The sequence below is a fragment of the Bacteroides sp. AF25-38AC genome, from assembly GCF_003602995.1.
Taxonomy (GTDB): domain Bacteria; phylum Bacteroidota; class Bacteroidia; order Bacteroidales; family Bacteroidaceae; genus Bacteroides; species Bacteroides uniformis.
Genome location: NZ_QTMD01000019.1, coordinates 81,105 through 102,501, shown reverse-complemented (window position 1 = coordinate 102,501; position 21,397 = coordinate 81,105). Strand labels below are relative to the sequence as shown.

Sequence of the window (21,397 nt, the reverse complement as noted above, 5' to 3'; positions counted from 1 at the left end):
CTTTTTGTTGCTCAGGAACTTATAAATAAAGTTAAATTATAGTGTTGCGGAATTAAGGGAAAAGACATACCCCAGGATGTAACTACCTTTACCCCGATATGTAACGGCCTTTACCCCGGTGTGTAAAGAGTCTTTCCCCGGCATGTAACGTCTTTTACATAAGGATGTAACAACGCTGTAAATGTAATGTATTGACAATAAGCCCCTAAACCCATCCATCAGTTTACCACTTCTTATACTGCAAATGACTATTTCTGCCATCCTCCTTCATCGTGGAATATAGAATTAAATAATAATCACACAAAGTATATTTTCAGCAAAAAACTTTTAAATAAATAATAAAAACACCACCTTTGTAGTTCATTCTTTCAGAGTCTATGTGGAATAGTACTTTACTATACAAAGACACTACCATTCAGAATGCGTAAATGTAAGATGAATCAATATGCAGAAAGAAAATGATACTTTATTGGTAGCCAAGTTGAGAGAAGGCAATAAATTTGCCTTTGAAGCATTGTACGAAAAATACAGTGCCAGGCTGTACAACACCATCGTCCTTCTCGTATATGACAAATCATTAGCCAAAGACATCACCCAAAGCAGCTTCATGACGATATGGGAAAAACGCAGTAATCTGGATACCGAGAAAAGTTTTCCGGCATATCTATGCACCATCGCACGCAACATGGTATACAAAGAAACCGAACGAAGATTATTACACAACAAATTTGTAGAAAACAAGCTGAAAACAGAAGCAGAGGCTATCGAGGAAGATACGATGGATATGGACGTCTCCATCATTGAAAAACAGATAGAGCAACTTCTGCAAAGCCTGCCAGAAGTTTCACGGGAAGTCTTTCAGCTGAAAAGAGCAGGAAAACTGTCCAACAAGGAAATCGCCTCACAGCTAGATTTGACGGAACGTGCCGTAGAGGCTCATTTCTACCGTACTATGAAACTACTGAAAGAAGAATTACGCAAATTCATCATGCTTTTCCTCTCCTTCTACTTTCTAAATAATTGTTAAAGCACGAAAATCCGTGAGTGTTTTGGCAGGCATACAGATATATACTACAGAACATGGATAAAAAAGACAGTCATATTGAACTTTTGGATCGTTTCTTTCGAGGACTGACCAGCCCTGAAGAAGATGTACAGTTGAAATCATGGATTAAGCGACCGGATTTTCAACAGAAATTTTCCGCATACTATCAGCAATGCTGGGCACTGGCTCCGGACACGATGGACAAAGCCGTACAAAATGAAATGTTCACCGAACTTTTAAGCCAGATAGACGCAAGTTCCACCACGGAAACGAAGGTCCTGAAAACAAGGAACCGTTTCCTGCGTCAGATTGGGCGCTATGCTGCAGTTGCCTGCATCATATTGGCAGTGGGAAGCGGAGCCTATTATGCAGGAGTCAAACGACCGGCCGATGACGCCAATACAGAAGTCACCATGTCCGTATCCAACGGGCAGAAGGCCGACATCATTTTGGCTGACGGCACAAAGGTCTACATCAATTCTGATTCAAGAATTGTATATGACAACACTTACAACAAGAAAACACGTATGGTCTCCCTGGAAGGAGAGGCCTATTTTGAAGTTGCAAAGGACAAGGAAAAGCCTTTCATCGTGAAAGCAAATGGCATCAATGTACAAGCGTTAGGTACAAGCTTCAATATACGTGCACATAAAGACGATAAATCAGTAGCTGTAAGCCTGATAAGTGGAAAGGTTAAAGTAGACGACGGCAGACACGAGGCATATATGAAGCCAAACGAAAGGCTCGTTTGCAACCTGACCAATGGACAGTTCGAAAAAAGCGAGCTTCATCCTAATGCAAGTTATTTGCTATGGAGAAGCAATGAACTAGCGTTCTACGGTGAATCTTTTGAAGAAATTTGTACCATGCTTACACGAATGTATAATTGCAAATTTATATTCAAAAACGAGAAAGCCAAACAATATACTTATCATGGCATCATTAAAAACGGCAGTTTAAACAATGTATTGGAATACATCAGCCAAGCTGGCGGCATTAATTACAAGATAGAATCTGACAATACGATTATAATATATTAGTAGTGTAAAATAGCCCTTTATATTAACTAAAACAAAAAGTATATGGAATAGATTTTATAGGATTTTTACCTCAGACACAATGACCTACTTCTGGCAGCGACAATAAAATTTAAACATTCGAGAAATATAGTTTTAATATACTCTAATAGCTTAATTAGGGTTAGCCTTTGTCGTACCTTCCTTAAAGTAAAAAAGTAATTAACCTGATATGATAAGACATGAGACAAAATAAAATAATTACGCGATTTTCAATATTACTGGGAGTGCTGTTCTTCTGGGGAAATAGCTTTGCCCAAATCAGTTTATCTATAAACCAGCAGACTATCAAGCAGATTATACCTCAAATTGAAAAGACTAGCGGCTACAATGTATTCTATACCGACAAACTGCCCAATCTTGATACCCGAAAAGATTTGCTGGTATCCAATGCCCCACTTGAAGCCACCCTAAAGGAATTGTTCAAAGGGACCAAAATTACTTTCGAAATAAAACCCAACAAGCAGGTTCTACTATTTCAACAAGCCAACAAGCCCTCAGGCAATAGGAAACAAGTACCCAGCAAGTTATTGGTGGAAGCAGAAAGCTTTGACAGAAAGGGGGGATGGGTAGTAGACCAGCAATTCATGGACCTCATGGGTTCACCTTATCTGATGGCTCATGGAATGGGAGTCCCGGTTGAGGATGCCTCCACTACCATTTCTTTTCCTGAAGACGGTACATATTATGTATTTGTACGCACCTACAACTGGACTTCTCCCTGGTATGATGGTAAAGGACCGGGAAAATTCACTTTAGCCGTCGACAATAAAAAGTTGCCAGTGGTTTTAGGGGACGAGGGCAAACAATGGATGTGGCAACCTGCCGGAACAGTCTCTGTAAAAGCAGGAAGCTCTAGTCTGACATTAAAAGATTTGACCGGTTTTAATGGCCGTTGCGATGCCATTTATTTTACTACGGAAAAAGGGCAGCTCCCTCCCGCTCAGGCCACACAACTGACAGATTTCCGTAAAAAGATGCTGGATATTCCAGCCGAACCGGAGCAATACTCCTATGATGTGATTGTAACTGGTGGCGGTATAGCCGGTATGTGTGCAGCCGCAACCGCTTCCAGATTGGGATGCAAAGTGGCATTAATCAACGACCGCCCAGTACTTGGCGGCAATAATAGCTCTGAAGTCAGGGTTCACTTAGGGGGCAATATCGGAGTAGGCCCCAATTCCGGACTGGGACGTATGATAAGAGAATTCGGACATTCTAAAGAAGGAAATGCCAAACCTGCCGCAAACTATGAAGATGAAAAGAAGGAGCTTTTTATCGCCAATGAAAAGAATATCACCCTTTATGCCAACTACCGGGCCATATCTGTAAAGCCCGATGGCAACAGAATAGAATCTGTCATCATCAAGCATATAGAGAATGGAAAAGAAGTGGAACTGAAAGCACCATTGTTCTCCGACTGTACCGGAGACGGCACCATCGGGTATCTGGCCGGTGCAGACTACAACATGGGACGCGAATCCCGTGCCGAATACGGAGAAGAGCTGGCACCGATTCAACCGGACAAAATGACAATGGGTTCATCCGTACAATGGTACTCTGCAGACAAAGGTAAACCTACCCGTTTCCCTATTTTCTCGTACGGTCTGCAATTCAATGAAAAAAATTGCGAAAAAGTGACGATGGGTGAATGGAAATGGGAAACCGGCATGAACTTCAATCAAATCGACGACTTCGAACGTATACGTGATTATGGCTTAATGGTCATCTATTCTAATTGGAGTTTTCTGAAAAATGAATTAAAGGACAACAAGAAATATAAGAACCGCGCATTGGACTGGGTAGCCTATATTGCCGGAAAACGCGAGTCACGCCGATTGTTGGGCGATTATATTCTAAAGCAAGATGATATAGATAAAAATGTCTATCACGAAGATGCCTCCTTCGTCACAACCTGGAGCATCGACCTGCATTTCCCGGATTCGCTCAATGCATCACACTTTCCTGATGCGCCTTTCAAAGCAGCAACCAAACACATCCATATATATCCTTATGCAGTGCCCTATCGCTGCCTATATTCCAGAAATATCGAGAATCTTTTTATGGCGGGCCGCAATATCAGTGTTACCCATGTGGCACTGGGCACTGTCCGCGTAATGCGTACCACCGGAATGATGGGCGAAGTTGTCGGGATGGCAGCTTCCTTATGTAAAAAGTACAACACCACTCCGAGAGGAGTATATCAGAAACACCTACCGGAATTGAAAGCACTGATGAAAGAGGGAGTAGGAAAAAAAGAAGGGATTCCCGATAATCAGAAGTTCAATGAACAAAAATTATTAAAAAAGCCTCGTATATTTGTCATTGAAAAAAACAAGAAGTAAGAAACACGTTGATACTACAATTTAAGTATTAATAAAACACGCATATCATGAAAAATATTCTAACATTATTATTTGTCCTTTTCGGAGGATATTCGTTACACGCACAAGATACCTGCTACGGCCTTCTGAGAAATGACACTTTAACCATCGGAAACAATTTGGTCGAACGTACCTTTTTGTGGAACGGGGGAAATATCATAACTTACCGCCTGACCGACAAGAGTAATGGAAAATCATGGAAGAACCACAGCCTTACTCCAGATTTCAGAGTAACGAAAAATTTGCCGCAACCATCAAACGGTTCACTCAAAGTAGTTCCCGTAAAAGAGACTAAAATATTTCCCGCTTATCTGAAAGTAGAAGTTTCTTTCAGCCTGGAGAAGCTAGATATAAAACGGGTATATCGTATTTATGATGATTGTCCAGCCATAGCCTGCGACACCTATTTAAGAGGAACAGTAAACAGTATTTTCGGAGGCAGAGAAGTTAGTGCAGCCGACCGGAAGAATATTGAATTCGCCGAAGACATGAAATCTAAAGAAGTAACCGCTGTACTAGACCAGTTCCATTTCCAAGGACAACATTGGCACGCTCGCAGCGTGGAATTTTCCGATGTGACCGACTGGCACAACAACCTGGTTTTCGAGAAAGAGATTATTTCCTACCGCAAACTGGGATATCGCGGCAATCTGCTGTTTGCCTTTAATGGCGAGGACAACTGTGGCATCTTCTTTTTAAAAGAGGCTCCCTGCTCTTCGGTACAATTAGCCTATCAAGGAAAGGATTTTCTGACTGATTTCGGAAAGTTTACAGTAACCGGTCTGGGCATTACCGAGAAAGACGTGACTCCCGACCGTTGGACCAAAACATACGGATGTGTATTGGGAATATACGGAGAAGATGAACTGAGCCGCCTACAAGCGCTTCGTTCATATCAGAAGAATATACGTACTTACCGGGCCGACCGCGACGAGATGATTATGATGAACACCTGGGGAGACCGTAGCCAGGACTCAAAAGTAAACGAATCCTTCTGTTTGAAAGAACTGGAACGCGCCGCCCGTCTGGGAATCACCCATTTCCAGATTGATGATGGCTGGCAAATAGGTAAAAGTCCTAATTCAGTTGTAGCCCGCGGTTCATTCAAGAACATTTGGGACAATAAAGACTACTGGAAACCCGATCCGCAAAAGTATCCACGTGGTTTGCATCCCATCGTAAAGCGTGGCAAGGAATTAGGTATTGAAATCGGTCTTTGGTTCAATCCCAGCATACAAAATGATTTTGCCGATTGGCAGAAAGATGCGCAAGCACTCATCAGCCTCTATCGCGAATACGGCATCAAAATATTCAAGATAGACGGGCTCACCATTCCCAGTAAAGAAGCCGAAACAAACCTGCACCGCTTATTCAACAAAGTGCTGGAAGAGACGGACGAGGAAGTGATTTTCAACCTTGATGCGACAGCCAGCCGCCGCGGAGGCTACCACATGTTCAATGAATATGGAAATATCTTTCTGGAAAACCGTTATACCGACTGGCAGAACTACTATCCTTACTGGACTTTGCGTAACCTCTGGATGCTTTCCAAATATGTTCCGGCAGAAAAGCTGCAAATAGAGTTCCTGAACAAATGGAGAAATACGGATAAATATAAAGGAGAAGTCTTCGCTCCGGAAAACTATTCATTTGAATATCTGTTTGCTACGACTTTAGCAGGACAGCCGCTTGCCTGGATGGAAGGTACCAATCTACCCGAGGAAGCATTTACATTACGAGAACATACAGAAGCCTACAAGAAATTTCAGCATGACATGCATTCCGGCACTATCCTACCCATAGGAGATGAACCATCGGGACGCTCTTGGACCGGCTTCCAGTCTCTAAAGAAAGATAGAGGATACTTGATTGTGTACCGTGAAAATCATCCAGAAGGGACTACAGAAGTCGATACCTGGCTGCCAGAAGGTGTCACAGTAAGATGTATCCCACTGATGGGACACGGCAAAGCTATGACAGCAGTAACCGGAAAGAAAGGAAGGCTGGAAATCTCTCTGCCATCAATCAATGACTATGTTGTCTACAAGTATGAAATTAAAAACAAACGCTAAAATAAATAACGACATGAGAACACTTTTCTTACTCACAACATTGCTTTTCATCATCCCGAACATGTTCGGACAAAAAGAATATCGCCTAAACTCACCGGACGGCAAGTTAGAGGTTACCTTATATATAGGTGACCGGATTACTTACGAGCTGACGGAAGAAGGGCATACATTGGTAGCCCCCTCTCCCTTATCAGTACATCTGGATAATGGGACAGTCTGGGGTAACGGCTCCCATCTTAAGAGAGTCAGTCATCGCCAGGCAAATGAGGTGATTCCCTCTCCTTTCTACAAACGCAGTGAAGTAAAGGATGTCTATAATGAAATGACGTTAAGTTTCCGGGAACATTTCAACCTCATTTTCAGAATGTACAATGAAGGAATGGCATACCGGTTCGCAGCGACCGGAAACAGACCGTTCAAAGTTACAAACGAAGAAGCCGCCTTCAACTTCAACAAGGACTACAAATCGATTGTTCCTTATGTAAAAGATGGCGATAAACAACCGATAGAAGCCCAGTTCTCCAACTCTTTTGAAAACACCTATACACATATAGAGCTATCCGGACTGAACCCCCAAAGACTGATGTTTACCCCCGTAGTAATAGAGCAGGAAAACGGCCGTAAACTTTGTATTGCCGAATCCGACGTGGAGAGCTATCCGGGCATGTTCCTCATCAACAGAAACGGGGGAACAGCACTCACTTCCGCTTTTGCCGCCGTCCCCAAAACAAAAAAACAAGGCGGGCATAACCAACTGCAAATATTAGTCACAGAGCGTGAAAACTACATTGCTTCCTGCCAGCCGAAAGCCAAACTACCCTGGCGCATCATTGTTGTGGCAAGAAATGACAAGGAGCTGGCAGATAACGATATGGTTTATAAGCTGGCTGCTCCATCACGCATGAAAGACATCTCATGGATACGTCCGGGCAAAGTGGCCTGGGAATGGTGGAACCATTGGGGAATCAAAGGCGTGGATTTCGAAGCTGGAATAAACAATGAAACATACATGCACTATATCGACTTCGCCTCCCGGCATGGCATCGAGTATGTGATTCTGGATGAAGGCTGGGCTGTCAACCTCAAGGCTGACCTTTTCCAAATTGTACCGGAAATTGATTTAAAAAAGCTCACGGCCTATGCCAGGCAAAAGAATGTAGGACTCATCCTTTGGGCAGGTTACCATGCCTTTGCCCGCGACATGGAACATGTATGCAAGCACTATTCCGAAATGGGCATCAAAGGATTCAAGATTGACTTTATGGATAGGGATGACCAGGAAATGGTAGACTTCCACTACCGGGCTGCCGAAACTGCCGCTAAATATAAGTTGATGGTAGACTTTCACGGCACGTACAAACCTACCGGGCTGAACCGCACTTATCCCAATGTCATCAACTATGAAGCCGTTCACGGGCTGGAACAGATGAAGTGGAGTGACATCCATACCGACCAGGTAACCTACGATGTCACCATGCCATTTATCCGTATGCTGGCCGGACCGGTAGACTATACACAAGGCGCCATGCACAATGCCAACAAACGGTGTTACCACTCCTCAATGGATACCCCAATGAGCCAGGGAACCCGTTGCCGCCAATTAGCTGAATATGTAGTATTTGAATCACCATTGAACATGTTGTGCGACAGTCCCACCAATTACGACCGTGAAGAAGAATGCACGGAATTCATCGCTACCATCCCTACCGTTTGGGAACAAACAATAGCCATGAACGGAGAAATTGGAAAATACATTACAATGGCGCGCAGGAAAGGAGATGTCTGGTATGTCGGCTCCCTAACCAATTGGGATGCACGTACTCTGACACTGGACCTTTCTTTCCTCGGTGCAGGCAGATGGAAAGCGGAAATGTTTCATGACGGAGTGAATGCCAACCGCCTGGCTTCCGACTACCAAAAGACCGTCACAGACATTCCTGCATCCCGTAAACTGACCGTCAAAATGGCACAAGGAGGCGGATGCGCATTGAAAATATACAAAGAATAATTCATAGGCTTTTTAAACGTTAACTGATACATACGATTTATGAAAATTAAAAGATTAATGATTACTTGTTTGCTCGCAGTGTCTGTACTGGGAGGCAAGTCACAAGCACAAGACTTATTGTCCAATGTTTACGGACGCGATTACCAGCTACTGAATGGGAAGTGGGGAGCCATTGTAGACCTTTATGACCAAGGAGAAAGGATGCAGGTGTACAAAAACAGAAAACCTCAAGACAACAAGCAATTTTATGAATACTCTTTCGACGGAGGTTTGGTCCTGAATGTACCTGCCGATTTCAATTCACAAATGCCCGAGTTGAAATTTTATGAAGGAACAGTATGGTACGGACGCTCTTTCGATACCCCAAAGACTGACGGCAAACGTTTGTTTCTCTATTTCGGTGCGGTAAGTTACCGTAGCAAAATATATCTGAACGGGGAGAAAATAGCCAGTCATGAAGGCGGATTCACTCCCTTCCAGGTGGAAATCACAGATAAGGTAAAGCAAAAGGACAACTTCCTGGTGGTGAAAGTCAACAATACCCGCACCACAGATGCCATCCCTGCCATGTCCTTTGACTGGTGGAATTACGGCGGCATCACACGCGATGTAATGTTGGTAAGCGTTCCACAAAGCTACATCAAAGACCATTTCATCCAGTTGGACAAGGTACAATCCAACCTGATTCGTGCCAAAGTAACCTTATCCGAAGCAAAGCCTGGCATCAACGTACAAGTCGCCATCCCCGAATTGGGCATCAGACAGAACATGACTACCGATGCCAACGGAATTGCCCAGGCCACTATCAAAACCAAAAAACTGCAACGTTGGTCACCGGATGCTCCAAAGCTGTATGATGTAACCATCACTTCGGAAAGTGACCGGCTCAACGAGCAAATTGGTTTCCGTAACCTTTATGTAAAAGGCGAAGATATCTATCTGAACGACCAGCCCATCTTCCTGCGCAGTATCAGCTTCCACGAGGAAATTCCGCAACGCCGCGGGCGTGCCTTCTCTGAAGCGGACGCAACAATGCTGTTGGCCGAAGCCAAAGAGCTGGGTGCCAACATGATTCGTCTGGCACATTATCCACAAAATGAATATACTGTCCGCCTAGCAGAAAGAATGGGATTTCTTTTATGGGAAGAGATACCTATCTGGCAAGGGATTGACTTCAAAAATACCGCTACCCGTGAGAAAGCAGGCAGAATGATTAAAGAGATGGTGATGCGCGACAAAAACCGTTGTTCCGTTGCCTTTTGGGGGATTGCCAATGAAACAGCCACTTCCGCCCCGCGCAATGAATTTCTGAAACACATGAAACAATGTTGCCTGGACATCGACTCAACCCGTCTGATTACGGCCGCCTTCGATTTGGTACGCTTCAACCGCGAAAGCCGGAACTTTGAGATGAATGACTCCATTATCAACATCCTGGACATGGTAGCCATCAACAAATATATGGGATGGTATCATGACTGGCCACTGGCTCCGGACCAGGCTGTCTGGAATGTAGCTCCCGGCAAACCTCTTTTCATTTCCGAGTTCGGAGGCGAAGCGCTCTATGGCAAACATGGCGACGCGGAAGTCAAGAGTTCTTGGAGTGAGGATTATCAGGCACAACTCTACAAGGACAATCTGGAAATGTTCAAGCATATCCCCAACCTGCGCGGAACATCGCCGTGGATTCTTTTTGATTTCCGTTCTCCCTTCCGTTTCCATCCACACCAGGGAGGGGAATGGAACCGTAAAGGACTGGTTTCCGACCAGGGACAACGCAAAAAAGCATGGTACATCATGCGTGATTACTATAACCAAAAGAAAACAGAACAATGAAGCACAAAATAAAACACTACATGGCTGCCCTCCTCCTGACCTCTATGGTCTGGAGCGGGCATGCCCAAGAAAAGAATGAAATGGACTTGTCTGGTGAATGGGCATTCCAGACAGATGTCATGGACTTCCGGAGAGGTTCACTGGACGTACGTTACTGCCATCGCCTGCAGGAAAGCATCGTTCTGCCGGGAATTACAGATGACTATAAAATAGGCTACAAATCTCCTTACCGCCACCTGGATAGGCTGACCCGTGTCTACGAATATATGGGCCCCGCATGGTACCAGCGAGAAATAGAAATTCCTGTGGCATGGAAAGGCAAACGCATTTTCCTCTATTTTGAACGTACACACTGGCTCAGTTCGGTATATGTAGGCAAAGAAGAAGTGAGTAAAATAGACTACATCAGTATTCCCCACAACCACGAACTGACCCAATGGCTACATCCAGGCAAAAAAGAACTGATAACTTTCTGTATAGACAACCGCTACCAGTACGATACCCATAAATGGGACCATGCCCACTCCGAATTTACCCAAATAAACTGGAACGGAGTATTGGGCGAAATTAAGCTGGTAGCTGTAGACCCAGTCTATGTAGATGACATGCAGGTCTATCCGGACATCAAGAACAAAAGCATCAAAGTCAAAATGACTGTCCGCAACTGTACAGAACATACCGCCAGCGGCAAAATATCCTTCCACGTGACAGGAAAGGACTATAGACTACAAAAGGAAGTACCAGTAACAGTGACCGATTCCATTACTTATATCGAGGAAGAAATGTTTTTGGGTAAGGATATCCATTTGTGGAATGAGTTCCATCCCAATCTTTATACGTTGGACTGTAAGTTGACTTCCAGTGTAGAGGGCCAATCCTATGCGCATGAGAAAAGCACAACTTTCGGTATGCGCGAAGTAGAGGCTGGTGAGGACCATATCATCCTTAATGGCGAACCCATACACCTGCGCGGTACCGTTGAAAACGCAGTGTTCCCCAAGACCGGCTATGCTCCCGTGGACGATGCCTCTTGGGAACGTGTACTCCGTATCCTAAAAGAATATGGTATGAACCATATGCGCTTCCACTCCTGGTGTCCTCCTGCCGCTGCGTTCCGTATGGCAGACAAGCTGGGTGTCTATCTGGAGGTGGAAATGCCGATGTGGGGTAAAGATGCCCAACCCGATGAGAAGCGCTGGAATTTCTTCCGTCGCGAGCTGCGGGGTATCTTGAAAGAATATGGGAATCACCCTTCCTTCATTCTCTACTGTAACGGAAACGAAATTACCGGCGATTTCAGTTTCATAGAAGAGCTTACCGCCACGGCCCGCCAGTTGGATAACCGCCGTCTATACAGCGGTTCCACAGCCCGCACACGTGTCAAATCAGACCAGTTCTACATTACCCATCAGACTACCAAAGGACACATGGCCATCTACGAAGGACGTCCTTATACAAACTGGGACAAAAACAAGGAACTGGGAGTAGGCCTGCCCATCATCTCGCATGAATCCGGACAGCGGTGCATCTATCCCAATTTCGAGGAAATAAAGAACTTCACCGGCCCCGTACAAGCGCGTAATTTCGAGATATTCCGTGAACTGCTGGACAAAAACCACATGCTCGACCAAGCACATGACTTCTTCCGTGCTTCTGGAGCCTTGACCGCCATAGAGTACAAGGATGTCATAGAAGCCCAGTTGCGCACTTATCTGAAAGGCGGTTTCCAATTACTGTCTCTGAATGATTTTACCGGACAAGGATATGCACCGGTAGGCATTCTCGATCCTTTCTGGAATACCAAAGGGCTCATCACACCGGAAAAGTGGCGCGAGTTCTGTGCACCGACTGTTGCATTGCTCCGTTTCGACAAACGCGCACTTTACAATGATGAGGTATTTGAAGGAAAAGCGGAAATATACAATTATGGACCTACCCTATTGAAAAACGCAAAAATCAATTGGAGTATCACCGACAGCAACGGTAAAACCCTTAAGAGCGGAAAACTGAAAACACAAACTGTCGGAAAGAACGGGGTATTTCCACTTGGCAGTTTCAGTTATGCATTGAACAATATCACTGAACCACAGAAGCTGACGGTCCATCTTTCTGTTGCACACGTAAAAAACAGCTGGGATATCTGGGTATATCCCCGTCATAGCAACTTAATGCAGTCCACTAGTGAAGTGCTCTACACCACAGTATTCGATGAAAAAGCAAAACAACACCTTGCCGATGGCAAGAAAGTGGTACTCTGCCCCAAACCTTCCAAAGTAAAAGGTCGTAAATCCGTGTTCCACAATCACTTTTGGAATCCGATAATGTTCAAATGGCCTCCTATGACCATTGGCTGTCTGATTCATGACGACCAGCCTATATTCGAGCATTTCATAACTTCCTACCATACTGACTGGCAGTGGTGGGACATTCTGGAAAATGCCAAGGTTATTGAGATGAAAGATGCTCCGGCAGCACTGCGGCCTTTCATACAAGTAATAGACCATTACGACAATAATGAAAAGCTCGGTATTGGTTTCGAAGCAAAAGTGAAGAAAGGCAGTCTACTGGTACTGGCCGTAGATACCCAGAAAAACATCAACGAACGTCCTGCCACCCAGCAATTGCTGGAAAGCATTGACCGCTACGTAAAGAGTGACAAATTCGCTCCACAAATTACCGTTGACGAGTCCTACATTGAATCATTCTTAAAGAAATAAATAAAGGAAATATGATGAAATTATTCTTGCTTTGGGCTCTTTTGTTGCTGCCGGTCGGACCGGCAGCAGCACAAGAGATAAAAATGTCACAAACAGCTCCATTGGAACAAGTTTATGGAGAAACTGTAGAAGATGATGCCTTACTGCCCATGAATGAGCTGGATATGGATTTTGGCTATGCCCTCTATGAGACAACCGTTGATGTGGAAGAGGAGAATCCCACACTAACTATTGAAAACGTACGGGATTATGCTGTGGTCTATGCAGACGGCAAACTGCAAGGATATTTAAAAGATAGCAGTAAAAGCTTGAAAACCAATCTACCGATAGGTATACACAAACTTAGTATCTATACTGAAAATATCGGACGTATTACCTATGGTCCTGAAATTCTGGACAATTCAAAAGGTATCTACGGCAGCATAACATTGGGAAAGACAGATTTAGAAGGCTGGAAGATGACCCCATTGGAAATTAAGGAATGCGATGTGGCCGGAATAACTTTCAAAGAAGGTACCTCCTCCATCCCTTGCTTCCGTAAAGGTGGTGTCACAGTAAGCAATCCGGCACAAGAGACCTTTCTTGACGTGTCTGGCTGGGGAATGGGAGAAGTCTGGATAAACGGGCAATACTTGGGTGCCTACTGGGAAGAAAATACAGAAAAGACCCTGGAGATACCTGCTGGTGCTCTGATAGCAGGTAATAATGAAATAGTGGTATTTGAACTAAAAAATAACGAACAAGCTTCCATGACACTAACCGATAAGCCTATTTTCAAATAAGCCCTTGCATGTACTTGTTTATATTCCTTAAAAAAACGACCTTTGTGTAGGAGCAGATTCCGAAAAACGTGTCTTATTTAATGAGAATAGCATAATTATATATATCATGAAGAAACTAACATTTATCAGTTGCCTCCTTTTAAGTGGTTGCCTGGCCGGAGCAATGGCTGCAAACAAAAAGCAACCCATCTACAAAGATGCCAAAGCTCCCATTGAGGAGCGTGTGAATGACCTGGTCAGCAGAATGACACTGGAAGAAAAGGTACAACAACTCAACCAGTACACTTTGGGGCGGAATAACAACGAGAACAATCGTGGTGAGGAAGTAAAAAAAATTCCTGCCACATTAGGCTCCCTCATTTATTTTGATGAAGATGCCAATCTGCGTAACGAGGCTCAGAGAAAAGCAATGGAAGAATCACGTCTGGGTATCCCCATCCTTTTCGGATACGACGTCATCCACGGGTTCCGTACCATTTATCCCATCTCTTTGGGACAAGCATGTTCTTGGAATCCCCAATTGGTAGAACAAGCATGTGCCGTTGCCGCCCAGGAAGCACGCATGTCCGGGGTAGACTGGACTTTTTCCCCTATGATTGACGTGGCAAGAGACGGACGCTGGGGACGCGTTGCAGAGGGCTATGGCGAAGACCCTTATACCAATGCTGTATTCGGTGTCGCATCTATCAAAGGATACCAAGGTGAAGACATGTCCGACAGCAAGCGAGTAGCCGCCTGCCTTAAACATTATATCGGATACGGCGCTTCTGAAGCAGGACGTGACTATGTTTATACGGAAATCTCCAATCAGACTCTGTGGGACACCTATATTCCTCCCTATGAAGCTGGCGTAAAAGCCGGTGCCGCTACTTTAATGAGTTCATTCAATGACATCAGCGGTACTCCCGGAAGCGCCAACCATTACACGATGACAGAAATTCTGAAGAACCGTTGGAAACACGACGGCTTTGTTGTTTCAGACTGGTCTGCAGTACCGCAACTTATTGACCAAGGCCATGCTGCCGACCGCAAAGAAGCTGCCCGTCTGGCTTTCAACGCCGGCCTGGAAATGGACATGATGGGGCATTGCTATGACAAGCATATGGCAAAGCTGGTGGAAGAAGGTAAAATAAGCATGCAATTGGTGGACGATGCAGTGAAACGCGTGCTCCGTATCAAATTCCGCCTTGGACTTTTTGACAATCCCTACACCCCGACATCTACAGAAAAAGAGCGCTTCCTCCTTCCACAAAGCCTGGCTATTGCAGAGAAACTGGCAGAGGAGACCATTGTTCTACTGAAGAATGAAAACAAGGTACTCCCTCTGGCAAACGGGAACAAGCCAACTATCGCCGTCATGGGGCCTCTGGTACAAAACAGTGCCGAGCTCCTGGGGTCATGGTATGGACATGGACATGCAGAAGATGTCCTCCCCATCAAAAAGGCGCTGGATGCAGAATTTGCAGGCAAGGCTGAACTGATTTATACCGAGGGTTGTGGTTTCGACGGTAACGACACTTCCAAATTCAGTGAGGCACTGGCTGTAGCCCGGAAAGCAGATGTCATTCTACTCTGCATGGGTGAAAAGAAAAAGTGGAGTGGCGAAAACGCATCGCGTTCCATCATAGAACTGCCTGCCATTCAAGAGGAATTCATTGCTGAAATGAAGAAAGCAGGCAAACCGATTGTTCTGGTACTGGCTAACGGACGTCCTTTGGGACTCTCTAAAGTGGAACCTCTCTGTGACGCCATCGTTGAAATGTGGCAACCGGGAGTACCTGGCGGTAAACCATTGGCAGGTGTCTTGTCCGGCCGGGTAAATCCTTCGGGCAAGCTTTCCATTACTTTTCCACGTTCCACCGGACAGATTCCAATCTATTACAATCAGCGCAAAACAGCCCGTCCACAAAGTGGCAAATATCAAGACATCTCCTCTTCCCCACTGTATGAATTCGGATACGGCTTGAGTTATACCACCTTTAATTATGGTAATATCAACTTGCCCAAAGAAACCATCAGACGCGGTGAAAAGTTGGTAATGGAAATCCCAGTCACCAATGTAGGCAAACGTGACGGTGCAGAAGTGGTGCATTGGTTTATCTCAGACCCATTTAGCACGATTACCCGTCCATGCAAAGAATTGAAGCACTTCGAAAAGCAACTAATTAAAGCAGGTGAAACACATATATTCCGCTTTGAAATAGACCCGATGCGTGATCTTGGTTTTGTAAATGCCAATGGTGAACATTTCCTTGAAAATGGAGAATATTATGTAATAGTGAAAGACCAGAAAGTAAAATTCACGGTTATAGATTAATCTTCTTTTTATATTGCAGGCCATCCTCCTTTCATCCTTCTAAAAGACAGATGGCCTGCAATTTCTATTTTAGAACAAATAAGTATACTGTTCTCCTAAAAATTTCTTGATATGCTTCAAGGCTTTGGTTATTTGGGCCTCCACCGTCTTGACAGAAATCCCCATTTCCCCGGCAATTTCTTGATTAGTCTTCCCTTCCTCCCTACTTTTGCGATAAACCTGCCCACATTTGTCCGGAAGGGAACAAACAGCTTCTTCAATCAATCGGTTCAGTTCTTCCATCTCCACCGAAGTATCAGCCGCAAGAGCATATCCATATTCTTCTCCTCCCTCGATGGGAACCGTATCCTTTTCATCGCGTAAAGCATTCAGGCAACGATTGCGTGCAGACTGGAAAAGATAAGCCTTGAATGAGATTTTAAGAGTCAAGTCGGCCCTACCCTCCCACAAATTCATAAAGATGGAAAGGGCCAGTTCTTCTATCTCCTGCTTGTCTCTCAGATAAAGGGACATGAAGCGGCAGAGTGAAACAAAATAAGTATCGAAAAGGTGCTTGAAAGCCTTCTCGTCATCTTGTTTGATTAACTGTAACAATAGGATATCATCTTCTGCAGGCATATCGAAGTTATATTAGATAAGGGCTTCTTGAGCGGCAAAGATACTAATATTATTTGTTCCTCGAAATTTATTAAAAAAATAATTGGAATTGGAATAAGGGTTAAACCCAAGTGATGTGTCATATAAGTGAAGGCCTATAAAAACATCATGATCATGAAAAAAAGTGTTCCTTGGAATTTAATCATTCCTAAGTTGAAACAGGAAATTTCCGCAGACGAAGAGCGGCAATTGGAGACTTGGTTACGCAGCAGTAACAACGAAGCGTTATTCAAGGAATTGCAACTGTTATGGGAAAAAATTCAGGCAAATGTAGAAAACTACACGCCCAATACCGAATATTATTGGAATGAACTTGTCAACCGTATGCACGCCAGCGAGCCTAAGCAGACTGAAAAACCTGCAAAGAAACGCTTCGAACTGAAACGGATATACCGCTACGCAGTAGCTGCATGTATAGCTGTTACCATCGGTTGCTCATTCTACATAGGATTCCTTAACGGACAGCCTGAAGCCATGCCGCAGTTATACTCTAATTTGTCGGGTAAGTCTAAGGTTCTCCTTCCTGACGGAAGCGAAGTATGGATGCATACAGAGACCTCTTTGCAATACGGATCACAAATGAATAAGGATGAGCGTATCGTAAATGTAACTGGTGAAGCTTACTTCGATGTAGCACACGATGCTGACAAACCTTTTATTGTGCAGACAGAAGGTATGCGTATCGTAGTTCACGGAACCAAATTCAATGTCGATGCATTCCCCGGTTCGGAAAATACATTGGTGAGTTTGGTAGAAGGGTCCGTCTCTTTGGAAACCGAGACAGAGAACCGTTTCCTCAAACCGGGCGAAACAGCTACTTTTAATCGGAAAACCCTTACACTTAAGGTAGAAAAAGATGATGTACATTTTGCCTCTTCGTGGGCAAATACACAACTCGTATTCAGAAACCGTTCATTGGGAGACATTTGCAAACTGCTTTCTAAATGGTATCGGATAAAGATAGACGTGGATCCTACATTATCCAATAAATATTTCTATACGTTTACGTTGCGTAGCGAACCGCTGGACGAAATACTCCGCATCATGGCACGCATCCAACCTATGAAATATACCTTTAACGAAGAGAATGAGTTGACAATTTCGTTTGCAGACACAAAACAAAAAGTAAAATGAAACAGTAACAAAATTAAAAACTTATGCCAAACAAACAAATGAGAAATGCACATTATTTAATAATTAACGAAAAGTAAACACCTACATTAATCTTTAAATTTAAGACAATTATGGATATAAGAAAACAACTCATCATTCTTATACTGGTACTTCTATGTGCCCCGGTTTCTGCACAAAAGAAAGAGAAACTGATCACACTGAAGTTCACAAATATCCCATTATCAGAGGCTATGCCAAAAGTGGAAAAGCAAAGTGGATACACTTTCTTCTATGAATCGCAGCAAATAGACATCAAACAGAAAGTCAGCTTGAATGTTAAGAATGAAACTATTAATAAGACAATAGCAGCCTTATTGAAAGGGACCAATGTTAAATTTGAAATCGACGCAACACACATTATTTTATATACCGGAAAGAATAACAAGGCAATATCCGGACAACCACAGAACATCTCTGGTACAGTAATTGACGAAAGTGGTGAACCGATTATCGGAGCAAATGTCATGGTGGAAGGAACCAGTACTGGTGTCATTACAGATCTTGACGGAAAATACACAATCAACGCACCGGCAGGGAGTAATCTCAAAATCTCCTATATCGGTTATGTAACACAGACTGTAAAAGCTGGTAGAAACAGTACCGTAAAGTTAGTGGAAGACAGTAAAACACTGGCAGAAGTCGTGGTAATCGGCTATGGTACACAGCGTAAGTCCGACCTGACCGGAGGTCTGGTATCAGTAGACCAGAAGAAGCTGAACATGATAAATAGCAGTAACTTGATGGACCGTCTTGCAGGACAAATCCCGGGCTTAAGCGTAACTACTGGTGATGCGAAACCGGGTGCAGACCAAACCCTCCGTGTACGTGGTGAAAACTCATTAAGTGCTGACAATGCACCGCTCATCGTATTGGACGGTATTCCTTACAACGGTTCTTTGAGTGATATTGACCCAAACATCATCGAAAGCCTTAGTGTCTTGAAAGATGCTTCCGCAGCAGCTATCTACGGCTCACGCGGTTCCAATGGTGTCATCTTGATTCAATCAAAGAAAGGCAAGAAAGGTGCACCCCAAGTTACATACAAAGGGCAGTTCAGAATGTCGCAACCCCAACAGACCATTGATGTGATGACTCCAGACGAATACATCACATTTAAACAAGACATTGCACGCCTGAAAGATGGATGGAGCGGTGACCAATTGGCTCCTGAGAATATTCTGAGTGCCAGCGAACTTATAAATTACAAGAAAGGCGTTACAAACGACTGGCAGGACTATATTTTCCGCAATGCATTTACCATGGAACATCAAGTAGGCATTTCCGGAGGTACTGAAAGCACCACTTATATGGGGGCAGTTTCCTATCTGGATCAAGAAGGTGTAGTCTACAACTCCGCCATGAAACGTTACAATATCAATTTGAGTGTCACACAAGTATTAAATAAATGGCTGACTATCGGTATACAGACCCAATTTATTCAAAGAGATGGCGGTGGTATAACCCCGAATATTGAACATGCTGTAAAGCAAAGTCCTTATGGTATCTACAAAGATGAAAACGGCAAGTATTATGAAGAACCTATGGACCAATCTCTGATTATTAACCCGATGGCCAATGTCAATGCCGATCAAGATCAAACAAGACGTAACTTCTTCATCAACACCTATGCTGACATTCTGTTGCCGGTAAAAGGTCTTTCAGCCCGTACAACCTTTGGTTACAACTATCGTAGCGACTTTACCGGCACATACTATGGCCGTGACACCAAAGACGGTAGAACAGCCAGCGGAAAAGCCAGCATCAACAATGAACACTACTGGGATTACACTTGGGAAAATCTGCTCAAATATAATCGTGAATTTGGCAAGCACCGTTTCGACGCTACAGGTTTGTTCAGTGTACAACAAACTCAGAAAAAGACTTCCAAGTCAAGTGCCGAAAGTTTTGTAAACGATGATTCCAGTTATCATAACATCAATGCAGGTGAAAAGAATAAAACCGTAAGTTCTGGTTTATCAGAAACCTCGATGTTGTCTTATATGCTTCGCTTGAACTATTCATATGCAGGGAAATACATGCTGACTTTGACCGGACGTTCCGACGGTTATTCTGCCTTCGGTGCAAACAACAAGTATGCATTCTTCCCGTCAGTGGCTGCTGCATGGAACATTGCTTCCGAAAGTTTTATGGAAAATGCACAAAACTGGCTGGACCAATTGAAGCTCCGCGTATCTTATGGTTCTAACGGTAACCAAGCCATCAACCCCTATCAGACATTGGACCGTCTGCACCTCACAAACTATATCTGGGGTGACGGTGGAGCAGGTGTCAACGGTGCTTATCTGGCCAACGACGGTGTCGGAAATCCGAATCTAAAGTGGGAAACAACCCAAACATTCAACGTCGGTATCGACTATTCATTCTTCAACGGCCGTATCAACGGTAACATTGAAATGTATGTCGCCAACACAAAAGACTTGCTGATGAAGCGTACTGTTCCTATCATGAACGGCTATAAAACCATTTGGGATAATGTGGGTAAAACACGCAATAAAGGTGTTGAATTTACCTTGAACACCGTCAACATACGTAATAAGGACTTCGAATGGAGCACCGGAATCATCTTTTCACTGAACCGTGACAAGATTGTAGACCTACGTGGTGACAAAAAAGATGATATCACCAATAAATGGTTCATCGGCAAACCCTTGCGAGTTTACTACGACTATGACGTCGACGGCATCTGGCAGGAAGGTGACAAATTCACCTATACCGCAGCAGACGGTACAGAAAAAGAGATCCAAAAAGGTGCCAAACCAGGTTCTGCCAAAGTGAAAGATGCAGACGGAAACGGTTATATTGACTCCAATGACAAAGTTATCATCGGTTCAAAGAATCCAAGCTTCCTCATGTCTATGAGCAATACATTGACTTACAAGAACTTTTACTTGTCATTCCTCCTGAATGGAACCTTCAAAGTTACACGTGAGTTGAACGAAGCCAATATCGGAAGTTGGAGTTACAACCTATACAACTATCTGCATAATGCCGATTACTGGACACCGGAACACACCAATTCCAAATATGCTTCTCCAGCATATAACAACTTCGACGGACACAGCTATTACAAAGACTTTACATACATCCAAATAAAGAATATCACTTTAGGATACAATTTTGAAAAGAATTTTGTAAAGAAATTGGGACTGAGCGGTTTGGGAGTCAATATCAGTGTGGAGAATCCTTATACATTCTGTGATATACGCAGCGTATTGAACTATGACAACAGTTGGTTTGCCTCTTACCCGACTGCACGTTCCTACGTACTTGGACTGAACTTATCATTCTAAACTTACTTAAATATATATA

At 43.9% G+C, this 21,397-nt stretch carries 12 protein-coding genes; 11 read left to right on the top strand and 1 reads right to left on the bottom strand.

The features are described from left to right. Positions 1-445 precede the first annotated feature (445 nt). The 9 genes from DWY55_RS13890 to DWY55_RS13850 all read left to right on the top strand — a co-directional run bounded on the left by DWY55_RS13890 (position 446) and on the right by DWY55_RS13850 (position 16,237). Positions 446-1,027: an RNA polymerase sigma factor gene (locus DWY55_RS13890; protein ID WP_005829818.1), complete on the top strand. Its 582-nt coding sequence runs from the start codon at positions 446-448 to the stop codon at positions 1,025-1,027. A gap of 53 nt (positions 1,028-1,080) precedes the next feature. Then, on the top strand, positions 1,081-2,085 hold the full coding sequence (locus DWY55_RS13885) for a FecR family protein (RefSeq protein WP_117879211.1): 1,005 nt from the start codon (positions 1,081-1,083) through the stop codon (positions 2,083-2,085). Between the two features lie 218 nt (positions 2,086-2,303). Then, positions 2,304-4,466 carry an FAD-dependent oxidoreductase gene (locus tag DWY55_RS13880; protein WP_117703927.1) on the top strand — a complete coding sequence of 721 codons (2,163 nt, stop codon included), beginning with the start codon at positions 2,304-2,306 and terminating at the stop codon, positions 4,464-4,466. 47 nt (positions 4,467-4,513) lie between these two features. Continuing rightward, a complete protein-coding gene (locus tag DWY55_RS13875) occupies positions 4,514-6,577 on the top strand; it encodes an alpha-galactosidase (RefSeq protein ID WP_117879005.1) in 2,064 nt (687 codons plus the stop codon). 13 nt (positions 6,578-6,590) lie between these two features. After that, a complete protein-coding gene (locus DWY55_RS13870; protein ID WP_117879004.1) occupies positions 6,591-8,585 on the top strand; it encodes a glycoside hydrolase family 97 protein in 1,995 nt (664 codons plus the stop codon). A gap of 39 nt (positions 8,586-8,624) precedes the next feature. Next, positions 8,625-10,421, top strand: coding sequence for a glycoside hydrolase family 2 protein (locus DWY55_RS13865; protein WP_117879003.1), 1,797 nt, complete (start codon positions 8,625-8,627; stop codon positions 10,419-10,421). Beyond that, on the top strand, positions 10,418-13,138 hold the full coding sequence (locus tag DWY55_RS13860) for a sugar-binding domain-containing protein (protein WP_117879002.1): 2,721 nt from the start codon (positions 10,418-10,420) through the stop codon (positions 13,136-13,138). Before DWY55_RS13865 ends, DWY55_RS13860 begins: the two co-directional genes overlap by 4 nt. 11 nt (positions 13,139-13,149) lie before the next feature. Beyond that, complete coding sequence (locus DWY55_RS13855) at positions 13,150-13,920, top strand: hypothetical protein (protein WP_005829796.1); 771 nt, start codon at positions 13,150-13,152, stop codon at positions 13,918-13,920. 106 nt (positions 13,921-14,026) lie between these two features. After that, complete coding sequence (locus DWY55_RS13850) at positions 14,027-16,237, top strand: glycoside hydrolase family 3 N-terminal domain-containing protein (protein ID WP_005829794.1); 2,211 nt, start codon at positions 14,027-14,029, stop codon at positions 16,235-16,237. 69 nt (positions 16,238-16,306) lie between these two features. Here DWY55_RS13850 and DWY55_RS13845 read toward each other — a convergent pair whose 3' ends face one another. Then, positions 16,307-16,855 carry an RNA polymerase sigma-70 factor gene (locus DWY55_RS13845; protein WP_005829791.1) on the bottom strand — a complete coding sequence of 183 codons (549 nt, stop codon included), beginning with the start codon at positions 16,853-16,855 and terminating at the stop codon, positions 16,307-16,309. 153 nt (positions 16,856-17,008) lie between these two features. Between DWY55_RS13845 and DWY55_RS13840 the strand changes: the two genes are divergently transcribed. Then, positions 17,009-18,028 (top strand): FecR family protein, encoded by a 1,020-nt coding sequence (locus tag DWY55_RS13840; RefSeq protein WP_117879007.1) that lies wholly within the window; start codon positions 17,009-17,011, stop codon positions 18,026-18,028. Between the two features lie 110 nt (positions 18,029-18,138). Then, positions 18,139-21,378, top strand: coding sequence for a TonB-dependent receptor (locus DWY55_RS13835; RefSeq protein WP_057097597.1), 3,240 nt, complete (start codon positions 18,139-18,141; stop codon positions 21,376-21,378). Positions 21,379-21,397: the final 19 nt, after the last annotated feature.